Below are 9216 nucleotides of genomic sequence, written 5' to 3'. Positions count from 1 at the left end.
TCTCTATCGCCGTGTTGCACGCCACCATCAGGCCCATCGCCATCGACCTGCTCCTCCATCGACTGCGAGAGCCGCCGCGAAGGCGACGAGCCATCGCGCATCGACAGCTAAGTTAGCGCCTATGGGGTCAAGCCCGAGGAAGACGGAGGGAGGGGTGAGCGCCGGGCAAACACAGCATTGGCGGATGGAGAAGGGGCCAGTTTCGCTACGGTCTTGCAAAGGCAGTCATCCGCATTCATGCCGCCAAATCGACGACTGACACGCGCCCTACCGCCACCCCATCACCCACCCTTCGCCGCGCGCAGCGCGATCAACCCCCGCCGCAGCCACAGCAATTGCTGCGGCGGCATCTGGCGCAGATGTTCGTAGTCCATCACCGTGACGTTGTAGACGGTGCTGCGCACCTGCGGGCCGTCCTGGCAGCGCAGCAGGATGGCCTGCAGCGCCATCATGCGGTTGCTGGCTTTGCGGGCGCGGTCGGCGAGGCTTTCGGTGACTTCGCCTTCGTGGCCCTTGACGGAAAAGAGCGATTGGGCGCGCGGGCTCGGCGCCGGGATGCCCGTGGTCTTGTGGTAGCGGGCCATCGCCTCGGCATAGTCGTCGCCGGCCTGGCGCTGCTCTGCGCTGATCAGGCCGTCGAGGAACATGCGCCCCAGCGTATAACCGGCAAATGGGCTCTTGACCGTCTCGTCGTCGACCGTCCGGCCGAAGCCGTGGATGCGGCGGCGGGCTGATATCGCGACGCTGATATTGTCCTTCTCGGTCTCGAACGGCTTGATCTTGCCGCAGGGAAAACGCTCGACATTTGCCTTGCGCGGCCGGCCGGCGCCCTTGCTTGCCCGCTGTGTCCTGACCTTGGCTGCTTTGCCACCCATGCTGATTGTCCTTCTATCGAATAATGCCGTTGCGCAGTGCAGCGGCGACCAGTGCGGTATCCTTGAAGACGCCGAGTCTCGCCTTGGCGTTGGCGATGTGCGTGTTCACGGTGATGGGGGAGATGGCGAGAATGGTGCCGATCTCGGCGGCGGTCTTTCCGGCCGCCATCCAGCCGATGATTTCGGTTTCGCGCGGGGTGGGCTTGCTCATGATGCCGGCCCATCGATGCAGGGCACGCGCGGCATCGTCACCTCAGCCCCCGACAAGGTCACCCGCGTGACGCGGTCGGGGCGGCGGATCGGCGCCGGCGCCTCGCAGGTCTCGGGCGGCGGCCGGGTGACCTGCCGTGCGGGGAACCTGTCGCGGTTGCGGTGCGCCATGTTGATGACGGTGTTCTTCTTCGAGCCGAACAGGTTGGCGATCTCTCTTGCCGAGAGCCCCTGCTGCCAAAGCTTCTCAGCCTTGACGATCTTGTCTTCCGTCCAGAACAGGCTTCTCACCTCAATGCCTCCTCGTGTCGTGTGGCTCGTGCAATGATCGGGTTGTCGGGAAACATCTTCGCCAGCTCCCGCCTGGCGCTGCGGCTGCCGTTCGCGGCGTCGCGCAAGAGCTGCATCTTGTAGGCCGCGACTTTCGGCTGCGGCGGCTCGACGCGCGGACGGCTTTGCGCTGCAATGGCCGCCTGCTGCCGGCGGCATTGCTCGGCGAAACTGGCCGAGCTCGGTGCGAAGGCGCGGTTATGATTCCTGACCTTGCCTGAGATGAACAGTTTGGCCGCCTGCCAGACGGCCTCCAGCGGGATGCCGTCGATGGCGAGGAGATAGGCGCGGATCTGCATGTCGGGATCAGTGCCTGCGGATGCCGGGAAACCCGAAAGCATCCCCGCTATGATCTTCACCGGAGAGGAAATCTCTTGCGGCATCGACTGTCGTCCTTCTCGTGCTGCTGCTGTTGATCGACCCGGCTTCCCTCGCCTTCTCCTTGAGGTACCAGTCGCATTTGATCGCCTGCCAGCCGCGGAAGATCTGCATCTCGGCAGCACCGGCCGGATCGCCGGTCAGCAGATATTCCCTGGCCTGGATGCGGGCGGCGTAAGCGGTCAGCGGCTTTCTCAGCGTGCGCTTGCGATGCTCGATGACGGCCGCCGCCAGTTCCTCCCCCAGCACCGGGCTGAGGATGTCCATGATGTCCTTGCTCATTGTGTCCTTCGCCATGCCGTTTTCCTTTCTCCCGCCGCTCAAACCTGCCGCCGTCGCCCGCCGGCAAAATTCACCGGCGTGCCCGGCCTCATCCGATGCGGAAAGCGGCGGATCTCCGCGCCGGCATGATCCTGCTGGGCGGTATCGCCCCTCTCGGCGCTTCGGCGCCGGTGGATCTCGCTTTCCACCGAAGGCACCGACATGCCGAGGATGGCTGCGATTTCGATGTAGTCCCTGCCGGTGCGGAAGAGCTCGAGCGCGTTCATGCCGGGGTGATCCTTCTTGTCCATTTCAAGCGCAGCGTGCCGTTGTCGCCGAAGCGGGCGCTGCCAGCTGCTTCACGTGAGTTCATCGGCGGCGACGGCGGCCCGGAAATAGCTGCCGGCGTCGCCGAGGGAGGGCGACGACGCCGGCCACCGAGAGCCGTCAGGGAGGGGTGAGGCTGTCGGGATTGCTGAGCGCAGACGCGCCGGGGAGATCGGCTATCTGCCGCATCTCCTGCGGGCTGGTCTGCCGGCCGCAATTTTCGCAATGGCGCTCGATCACCTCGGCGATCGACAGCGCCTTGCCGCAGTTCGGGCAGCCGGTGTAGCGGGCGTTTTCGCGCTCGACCGGGCCGACGGCTGCCTGGCTGGAGGCATGGATGTTCTGGCTGTTTGTCATGCGTATAGGGTATATTTAATACCCCGCACGTCAAGCAGAAAAGAGCATGACATATACCCTAAAATGGGGTATTTTTTATATCATGTTGAAAGATCAGGAACAATTTGAGCGCGAGGAACGCGCAAAGCGGCTGGTCATGGCCCGGAAAAACGCGGGCTTTGCCGGGCCGAAAGCGATCGTCGATCGGTTCGGCTGGAATGCGAATGTCTACAAGGCGCATGAGTCCGGCCGCAACGGCTTCGGCATCGCCGATGCGAAAAAGTACGCCCGCGCCTTCAAGGTCAATCTCAACTGGCTGCAGTTCGGCACCGGCAACGCGCTCGATCCGGATGAGCTGCCGGTCTCCGTCGCCGATGTGCCGAAGATCTCCTGGGTCAGCGCCGGCCAGCTGAGCGAGCAGGCGCCGATCACCGACTTTTCGGAATTCCCGACGGTGGCCGCGCTCGATCTGCCCGATGGCGAATGGATCGCGCTCGAGGTCGAAGGCAATTCGATGAACAAGATCTCGCCGCCGGGCTCGATCATCTTCGTCAATCTGCGCGACAAGCGCCTGGCGCCGAACGCGCTCTATGTCGTCGCCGACGAGACGGGGGCCGCCACCTACAAGCGCTATCGCCCGAACGACAACCCGCCCTTCCAGCCCGCCTCCTACGAGGATGTGCCGCCGCCGGATTTCCACGGCGCCGTCACCATCGTCGGCCGCGTCCGCCGATCGATCATCGAGATGTAGGGATGAGATGCTGGGTACGCTCGAAAATCTCAATAAATTTCCGGGCAGACCGGCAGTGGCGCACGCACGTTCGGTAACCCGGCTGCCAAGCTACCGGGTGGATCAGCAGAGGATAACATTGGAGGGGAAATGCTTGCTTTTATGGGAACATGGCCGGCGCCGGCTGTTTACGGCCTGGTTGGGGGGATATTCGGGGCGATCGGCGCGGTTGTCGGCCATCTGGCGGCCAAGCGATTTCCGAACGCGAGAACGATCATTGTTGTTCTGTTTCTTGCCAGTTCAAGCCAGATCACCAAACTGATCGTCATTCCCAGAATTCAGAATGACGTCGCGAACGCTAACCTGCCGCAGAAGATAGATGCCTTTACCACTCTTGAGCGCATCTCTCTCGAGGGGAAGACGGTCCGATATTTTTACCGCCTGGCCGATTCCCTCCCTTTGACGGATGGGGCCATCATGAAGTCAGGCATTGCACCGACCGTGTGCGCTTTCTGGAAACCAAAGCTTGATTCGGGTGAGACCAACCTCGCCGTGTACAATTACGCTTTTAAAGATGGGCAATCGAGTTTCAATCTGAGGGCAAGCGATTGCCAATAACATCGCGACGTCAGGTCGTACGTTAAAGAATATCTCAATGATTCAAACGCCTTACAAAGGGTAAAAGATGCTGAAACCGACATCGCGCGCCGGCAGAATCTGGTTCTATATCGTCACCCTAGCGGTGTTTCTGCTGGCCTTCAGCGCCGCGCGCGAGATGTACGGCCTGTAGGATTTGTCCCAAGCTCCCCGATCCGGCAGCCAGGATCATCAGGGATCTCGGGACGCTCCCTCCTCTGAAACCAAAAATTGCAGAGGCTCCGGACGCCGTCCGCGCACCACCCGCCTTACCGCCGGGATGGAACGAATGGCTGCAGGGACCATGTCCCTCGACGGCCTCTCCCACGATCAGAAAATTCTGTGATTCCAGAATCCGCCTCGATCACCGCGATTCCGATGTCGTTGCGCCTGCCGTTTTTCTCGTAGCACCAGACTCCAAGCCTTGTTTTTATCTCTCTGTCTTCGCTGAAGGCTGGTGAGGGAGGGTTCCGGCCAAAGCTTCCCCCTACCCCATGAGCAAAGCCCATGAAGCCGGGAGAGCATTGGCCAAGTCCTGAAGGCCGGAGCCCGGATGGGACACGTGCCAGAGGGGCCATTCGCTTCGCCCTCGTCCTGATTTTCTGACAGCGCACTTAAGGACTTTCGCTTCCCGCGCCGCTGGGCTTCGTCAGCTCGGGAGTTGCACCCGGTCGCCCAATCACTGGCGACAGACATACGCCTATGATTCGTACCCCGTCAATCTGTGAGGTATTTTTTATACCCGTTACCGTTGACGTGATAGGGTATTATATATACCTTCGTCACAAGTCGATCAGAGGCGCGTGAGAGGACAGGGTGATGCAGCACATCCGCAATATCGAGACCGTGGAAAGCAGGCGCGACGCCCGCTGGAATAGCGCGCTGCGGATCGGCGACTGCAGCGCCTATATGGCGATCGAGGCCCAGCGCATGGGCGCCCTCGGCTTTGCGTACCTGCGCCGCCCCGAACATTTAATCCGCGGCCCCTCCTGGTTGCGGGGTGCCGCGGCCTCCGTCGAGGAGCATTACCGCTATGCCCGAGAGATCATGGGCCTGACCGATCACGATCAGCTTTACGCCTGAGGAGACCGGAGATGTCTGCCGATTGCATCGTCAAGGCCTTTTCCGGCTGTGCCTGCCCGCCGGGTGAATGCGCGCAAAAGCCCCTCACCCCGGCGCCACGCGCCTTCATCTCCTGGCGCAAGCAGGCCATCACCTGCCTCGCCTTCGGCTTCCTCGCCGCGATCGGCACGGCTGCCTGGATGGAGACACAGTTCAGGAACCAGGACCGCGCCAATCAGGAACTGATGTCATGGAAGTGAGCCCGGACTTTGCCCAGCGTCGCCGATCAGAACTATATTTGATATCGCTCGCCTTGGCCGCGGTAATGAAGGCGCGGCGTACCTGCTCGGGCTCGGCGGCATCGTTGAACACATCAAGCACAAGCCGCTCGGCAACCTTGGCCGCCGGCGTCTGGTCGGGCCAATCGTTCAGCAAAGTGTTGCCGGCCTGGACGACATTATAGACCGTCCTCACCTTGCCATTGATGGTGATCTTCACCGGTTTGAAGCTTCGTCGCTTGCTCATGGCCCAGTATCGCACACGGAACGCGACTCAACGAATCACTTTGGGACTCGTTCCGATTGAGGTGATTCTTCGTTCGTCAGCCGGGCGCCGGGCCCGATGTCCTCCGCCTGCATGACAGAGCACGGCTCGGATGCCTGCGAGAATGCGGCAGATCAAGCCCGAACCAGGAGGCAACACAATGGACCTTCAAAGTCTCGTCGCCGCGCACATGCCAAACCGCCGCCGCCCCAGGCAGATGGGCGCCTCGGCCGAGGACCGATACTACCGAAATCAGATCAGCCTGCCGCGCCTGAGGCTTCGGCTCCTCGGGCTGATCGCAACGACCGCCGGCGTGACGCTGCTTCTGGCAGGCGTCATCAAGGCATGAGGTGCCGTCATGCTCCGACAGACCGATCATGCTATGCTGCGATCCGTTGTCACGGGGGACCGCGACATGGACGACAGCGAGACTGATCGGGCGGCGATCACGGCGGTGATCCGCGCCGAAACCGAGGCCTGGCTGCAGCGGGACTTCGAGGCGCTGGCGAGCCACTGGGTGCAGTCGCCGCAGACCCGGCGGATGGAATACTTCGCTTCGCTCGGCGTCCGGGTGGACGAAGGCTGGGACCCGATCGCCGCGCGGATCAAGAAGATCGTCGAGCGATTCCCGGAGAAACACGCCTTTTCGGAGCGCGTCCGCTGGGAAAAGGTCAACATCGTCGTCGACGGCAACATGGCCTGGATGACCTTCGATCAGATCGGCAGCGACACCGGCGAAGATCGCAAGCGCCAGCTCCGGATCCTCCACCGGATCGACGGCGCCTGGAAGATCGGCTGCATGGTGATGATGGAGAGCAGCGTCGAGGAGGCAAACTGCCCGCTCATCGAAGTCGACGCGGATGCAAGGATCCTCTGGACGAACCGGCTGGCGCGGGAGCGGATGCCTGGCCATCCCGGGCTCGTCGCCGCTGCCGGCCGCCTACGTGCCCGGCAGCGCGAACGCGACGCTGCGCTACGCGAAGCGATGCGCCTGGCGTTCCGCGAGCTGCAGAGCCAGAGACCACTGAACATCGCGCCGAAGCAGGCCTGGGCGGTGGCGCTCGGCGAGGACACGGAGGGGATTCCGCTCCACTGCTGGGTTCTGCTTGAAGACGGCAAGACGCTCGTCTCCTTCGACGACGCCGAGACGGTGGTGCGCCGGATCGCAAGTGCGCGAGAGGTCTTCGGCCTCTCGCCGGCGCAGACCCGGCTTGCTCGGCTGATCGTCGATGGCCATGACCTCGCCGCCGCCGCCGATCTGCTCGGGGTCAGTGTCAACACGTTGCGCACTCAGCTACAGCGCATCTTCGACAAAACCGGCGTACGCAGCCAGGCGGCATTGGTACGGGCGCTGTTGAGCGCTGGGGCTCCGAGCCAATAGCTTCGACCGCCGGCGTCTGGTTGGGCCAATCGTTCAGACTCGAACTTGATCCATGCGGAGCCAATGCACCGTTCCTGTTCATATATAATGGACGTTAGTCTGCCGAACGCGTTCCCTTAAGCGCGCCCGTTCCTGTCGGCGTGGTTATAACTTTCCTGCAGAACAATTATAATCGCAGAGAAAAGCGTGCTTTCGGCCGGTGAAAATTCTCCCTCTTGATTTCGCCGAAGCCAATGTCTATTTTGACCATATATGGTCATTTGAAGCGGGGCCGCAATGTCGACAATCAGCGTCGCAGAGGCCAAGGCCGGTTTCGCCGGTCTGGTAGATGAAGCGGCAAACGGAGAATTCGTGACGATCACGCGGCACGGAAAGCCCGCTGCCGTGCTTGTGTCCGTCGAAGCGGCCGAGGCCGCGAAAAGGGCTTTGAAGAAGCCGCGGCCGAATTTTGGGGATTTCCTGTTGAGCTTCCCCGGTGGGGTCGAGATGGAGCGGAATCCGTCGAAAATGCGCGATATTGATCTGTGACCGCCTACCTTCTCGACACGAATATCATTTCGAAATTCGCGCCGGACAAGGTGCCGCCGTCCGATCCGGTGCGGGCATGGTTCCACGATCAGGGCAAGGCCGATGCTCTCTTTCTGTCGGCTCTATCCGTGGCAGAGATCGAGAAGGGGCTGCGAAACCTTCACCGTCGCGGTGGGATCGAGCGGGCGAAGCGCCTTTCGGCATGGCTGGACTTCATCACCGACACATTTGCGGATCGGATACTGCCCATGGATACCGTTGTCGCGCGAATCGTCGGCGCACTAGAAGAAGAAGCCGCGAGCCAGGGCCGTCATCCCGGCCTTGGCGACCTCATCATCGCGGCGACCGCGCGAGCCTACGACCTCACCGTCATTACGGAAAACTTGCGGCATTTCCAGCCGCTTGACGTCGCCGTCGATCTTCCGGCCGCATTCCGGTCGGAATGATCCTTTGCCGGCATTCCGGAAGCATTGCCAGCGAAGCGGACAAGGATATCGTCAGCTATTTCGTTCAATCGGTAAATTCGGGAAACATTGATAACCCTGCTTTTCGGCTATGGCTGCCGAGGGTTACAGCTGGTCGGAGTGGAGTGATTCGAACACTCGACCCCCACGTCCCGAACGTGGTGCGCTACCAGACTGCGCTACACTCCGTGACCAGCGGCGCTTCTATAGAACAGCCTATCTGGTTGCACAAGCACCAAATTCCAAAAATCCGGGGGAATTTTTGACGGGTTGATGACAGTGGCCGAAATGGGCCGCTGCTGCAAAAAGACACACTCGGAGCAAATTGTCGGGAAGTGCCACATGGGCAATTTTCTTTTGCCGGGTTCCGCGCTAAAGGGCTCGACGGGACAGGCGAAACCGCGCGTAAACGGCGGATTCGCAGCCACTGCGCTTGAGATCAGGGACGACACGATGAAACTCCGCACCATCACCGCGGCCGGGCTTGCAATTGGGCTTGCCGGATGCACCACCATACCTTCCGCCGGCAATCCGATCGAGGCCCGCTGGGTCGGCAAATCGGCCGGCATCTTCTTTGCCGCCTACGGGCCGCCGATCAGCGACCGCGAGGAAGGCGCCACCACCGTCTATACCTGGCGCGGCGGCTACAAGACCGTGCGCATTCCGGCCAAATATGCCGAAGGCGCCGACGGCAAACGCGGCAAGCAGATCGCGTCCGCCCGCACCGCCTATCTGCGCTGCCAGACCGAAATCACCACCAGCTCGGATTACACGATCCGCGACATCCGTACCGTCGCCGACATTCCCGGCGTCAACGGCCCGTCCTATTGCGCCGAATTCCTGGCGCCCGAACAGAAGTAACGGACGGTTCGTCCGGGCATGCAGAGACAGGCGGCCACAGTGCCGCCTGTTTTGTTTTTGGGAGCTGCTCTGGATCCAGGCACCCGACCTGGGTCACGCCGTCGAAGCGTTTCCGCGCGAAACCCCTCCCCAACCCCTCCCCACAAGAGGGAGGGACTAAGCTGTGGTTCCCCGTAGCGACCAAAATGAAGGTCTCGCTGGCTGTTGCGGTTCTACGGATTGCTGCGGTGGAGATTACGTGAAGCGGTGCCGCATGTTAGCCCCTCCCCCTTGTGGGGAGGGGTTGGGGCGGGG

16 protein-coding genes, 1 tRNA gene and 1 pseudogene are annotated in these 9216 nt (G+C 61.9%); 9 read left to right on the top strand and 9 right to left on the bottom strand.

Translation table 11 applies throughout. The features are described 5' to 3' along the window. Window positions 1-281: 281 nt before the first annotated feature. The 7 genes from ATY75_RS15200 to ATY75_RS15170 all read right to left on the bottom strand — a co-directional run bounded on the left by ATY75_RS15200 (window position 282) and on the right by ATY75_RS15170 (window position 2738). The gene (locus tag ATY75_RS15200; RefSeq protein ID WP_088938198.1) at window positions 282-875 is read right to left on the bottom strand and encodes a hypothetical protein; all 594 of its coding nucleotides are present in this window, start codon (window positions 873-875) and stop codon (window positions 282-284) included. Window positions 876-888: 13 nt separating this feature from the next. Further along, entirely contained in the window at window positions 889-1086 is a 198-nt protein-coding gene (locus tag ATY75_RS15195) for a helix-turn-helix domain-containing protein (RefSeq protein ID WP_088938197.1), read from the bottom strand. Then, window positions 1083-1376, bottom strand: a complete 294-nt coding sequence (locus tag ATY75_RS15190) for a GcrA family cell cycle regulator (RefSeq protein ID WP_088938196.1) — start codon at window positions 1374-1376, stop codon at window positions 1083-1085. The genes ATY75_RS15195 and ATY75_RS15190 overlap by 4 nt, the downstream gene beginning before the upstream one ends. Further along, the gene (locus tag ATY75_RS15185) at window positions 1373-1756 is read right to left on the bottom strand and encodes a hypothetical protein (RefSeq protein WP_088938195.1); all 384 of its coding nucleotides are present in this window, start codon (window positions 1754-1756) and stop codon (window positions 1373-1375) included. Before ATY75_RS15185 ends, ATY75_RS15190 begins: the two co-directional genes overlap by 4 nt. Beyond that, window positions 1722-2090 carry a hypothetical protein gene (locus tag ATY75_RS15180; protein WP_088938194.1) on the bottom strand — a complete coding sequence of 123 codons (369 nt, stop codon included), beginning with the start codon at window positions 2088-2090 and terminating at the stop codon, window positions 1722-1724. Before ATY75_RS15180 ends, ATY75_RS15185 begins: the two co-directional genes overlap by 35 nt. 23 nt (window positions 2091-2113) lie before the next feature. Beyond that, window positions 2114-2341: a sigma-70 family RNA polymerase sigma factor gene (locus ATY75_RS15175; protein ID WP_245317580.1), complete on the bottom strand. Its 228-nt coding sequence runs from the start codon at window positions 2339-2341 to the stop codon at window positions 2114-2116. A gap of 160 nt (window positions 2342-2501) precedes the next feature. After that, window positions 2502-2738: a hypothetical protein gene (locus ATY75_RS15170; protein WP_088938192.1), complete on the bottom strand. Its 237-nt coding sequence runs from the start codon at window positions 2736-2738 to the stop codon at window positions 2502-2504. A gap of 82 nt (window positions 2739-2820) precedes the next feature. Between ATY75_RS15170 and ATY75_RS15165 the strand changes: the two genes are divergently transcribed. From ATY75_RS15165 to ATY75_RS15150, 4 genes are all read left to right on the top strand, one after another. Further along, window positions 2821-3468, top strand: a complete 648-nt coding sequence (locus ATY75_RS15165) for a S24 family peptidase (protein ID WP_088938204.1) — start codon at window positions 2821-2823, stop codon at window positions 3466-3468. 129 nt (window positions 3469-3597) lie between these two features. Beyond that, the gene (locus ATY75_RS15160) at window positions 3598-4065 is read left to right on the top strand and encodes a hypothetical protein (protein WP_088938191.1); all 468 of its coding nucleotides are present in this window, start codon (window positions 3598-3600) and stop codon (window positions 4063-4065) included. A gap of 837 nt (window positions 4066-4902) precedes the next feature. Next, on the top strand, window positions 4903-5166 hold the full coding sequence (locus ATY75_RS15155; RefSeq protein ID WP_088938190.1) for a hypothetical protein: 264 nt from the start codon (window positions 4903-4905) through the stop codon (window positions 5164-5166). Between the two features lie 11 nt (window positions 5167-5177). Continuing rightward, the gene (locus ATY75_RS15150; RefSeq protein ID WP_088938189.1) at window positions 5178-5405 is read left to right on the top strand and encodes a hypothetical protein; all 228 of its coding nucleotides are present in this window, start codon (window positions 5178-5180) and stop codon (window positions 5403-5405) included. 28 nt (window positions 5406-5433) lie between these two features. Here ATY75_RS15150 and ATY75_RS15145 read toward each other — a convergent pair. Next, window positions 5434-5670, bottom strand: a pseudogene (locus ATY75_RS15145) (DUF982 domain-containing protein); the annotation flags it as partial. A gap of 178 nt (window positions 5671-5848) precedes the next feature. Between ATY75_RS15145 and ATY75_RS15140 the strand changes: the two are divergent. The 4 genes from ATY75_RS15140 to ATY75_RS15125 all read left to right on the top strand — a co-directional run bounded on the left by ATY75_RS15140 (window position 5849) and on the right by ATY75_RS15125 (window position 8043). After that, window positions 5849-6037: a hypothetical protein gene (locus tag ATY75_RS15140; RefSeq protein ID WP_088938188.1), complete on the top strand. Its 189-nt coding sequence runs from the start codon at window positions 5849-5851 to the stop codon at window positions 6035-6037. A 9-nt stretch (window positions 6038-6046) separates the two neighbouring features. Next, on the top strand, window positions 6047-7069 hold the full coding sequence (locus ATY75_RS15135) for a DUF4440 domain-containing protein (protein ID WP_088938187.1): 1023 nt from the start codon (window positions 6047-6049) through the stop codon (window positions 7067-7069). A gap of 276 nt (window positions 7070-7345) precedes the next feature. After that, a complete protein-coding gene (locus tag ATY75_RS15130; RefSeq protein ID WP_088938186.1) occupies window positions 7346-7597 on the top strand; it encodes a type II toxin-antitoxin system Phd/YefM family antitoxin in 252 nt (83 codons plus the stop codon). After that, entirely contained in the window at window positions 7594-8043 is a 450-nt protein-coding gene (locus ATY75_RS15125) for a type II toxin-antitoxin system VapC family toxin (protein WP_088938185.1), read from the top strand. Before ATY75_RS15130 ends, ATY75_RS15125 begins: the two co-directional genes overlap by 4 nt. A gap of 130 nt (window positions 8044-8173) precedes the next feature. Here the strand turns inward: ATY75_RS15125 and ATY75_RS15120 are convergent. Continuing rightward, window positions 8174-8250, bottom strand: a tRNA-Pro gene (locus ATY75_RS15120). Window positions 8251-8514: 264 nt separating this feature from the next. On the opposite strand from ATY75_RS15120, the gene ATY75_RS15115 reads away from it, so the two are divergent. Continuing rightward, window positions 8515-8922, top strand: coding sequence for a hypothetical protein (locus ATY75_RS15115; RefSeq protein WP_064841287.1), 408 nt, complete (start codon window positions 8515-8517; stop codon window positions 8920-8922). Window positions 8923-9216 lie beyond the last annotated feature (294 nt).

The organism is Rhizobium sp. N122, from assembly GCF_002211295.1.
Lineage (GTDB): Bacteria > Pseudomonadota > Alphaproteobacteria > Rhizobiales > Rhizobiaceae > Rhizobium.
The sequence above is the reverse complement of the archived record's forward strand: the minus strand, read 5'-3'. Positions and strand labels throughout refer to the sequence as shown.

What these genes read in the sequence shown, in the direction of transcription:
- ATY75_RS15200 (WP_088938198.1), bottom strand. Translation starts at nt 875, where the DNA reads ATGGGTGGCAAAGCAGCCAAGGTCAGGACACAGCGGGCAAGCAAGGGC.
- ATY75_RS15195 (WP_088938197.1), bottom strand. Translation starts at nt 1,086, where the DNA reads ATGAGCAAGCCCACCCCGCGCGAAACCGAAATCATCGGCTGGATGGCG.
- ATY75_RS15185 (WP_088938195.1), bottom strand. Translation starts at nt 1,756, where the DNA reads ATGCTTTCGGGTTTCCCGGCATCCGCAGGCACTGATCCCGACATGCAG.
- ATY75_RS15180 (WP_088938194.1), bottom strand. Translation starts at nt 2,090, where the DNA reads ATGGCGAAGGACACAATGAGCAAGGACATCATGGACATCCTCAGCCCG.
- ATY75_RS15175 (WP_245317580.1), bottom strand. Translation starts at nt 2,341, where the DNA reads ATGAACGCGCTCGAGCTCTTCCGCACCGGCAGGGACTACATCGAAATC.
- ATY75_RS15170 (WP_088938192.1), bottom strand. Translation starts at nt 2,738, where the DNA reads ATGACAAACAGCCAGAACATCCATGCCTCCAGCCAGGCAGCCGTCGGC.
- ATY75_RS15165 (WP_088938204.1), top strand. Translation starts at nt 2,821, where the DNA reads ATGTTGAAAGATCAGGAACAATTTGAGCGCGAGGAACGCGCAAAGCGG.
- ATY75_RS15160 (WP_088938191.1), top strand. Translation starts at nt 3,598, where the DNA reads ATGCTTGCTTTTATGGGAACATGGCCGGCGCCGGCTGTTTACGGCCTG.
- ATY75_RS15155 (WP_088938190.1), top strand. Translation starts at nt 4,903, where the DNA reads ATGCAGCACATCCGCAATATCGAGACCGTGGAAAGCAGGCGCGACGCC.
- ATY75_RS15150 (WP_088938189.1), top strand. Translation starts at nt 5,178, where the DNA reads ATGTCTGCCGATTGCATCGTCAAGGCCTTTTCCGGCTGTGCCTGCCCG.
- ATY75_RS15140 (WP_088938188.1), top strand. Translation starts at nt 5,849, where the DNA reads ATGGACCTTCAAAGTCTCGTCGCCGCGCACATGCCAAACCGCCGCCGC.
- ATY75_RS15135 (WP_088938187.1), top strand. Translation starts at nt 6,047, where the DNA reads ATGCTCCGACAGACCGATCATGCTATGCTGCGATCCGTTGTCACGGGG.
- ATY75_RS15130 (WP_088938186.1), top strand. Translation starts at nt 7,346, where the DNA reads ATGTCGACAATCAGCGTCGCAGAGGCCAAGGCCGGTTTCGCCGGTCTG.
- ATY75_RS15115 (WP_064841287.1), top strand. Translation starts at nt 8,515, where the DNA reads ATGAAACTCCGCACCATCACCGCGGCCGGGCTTGCAATTGGGCTTGCC.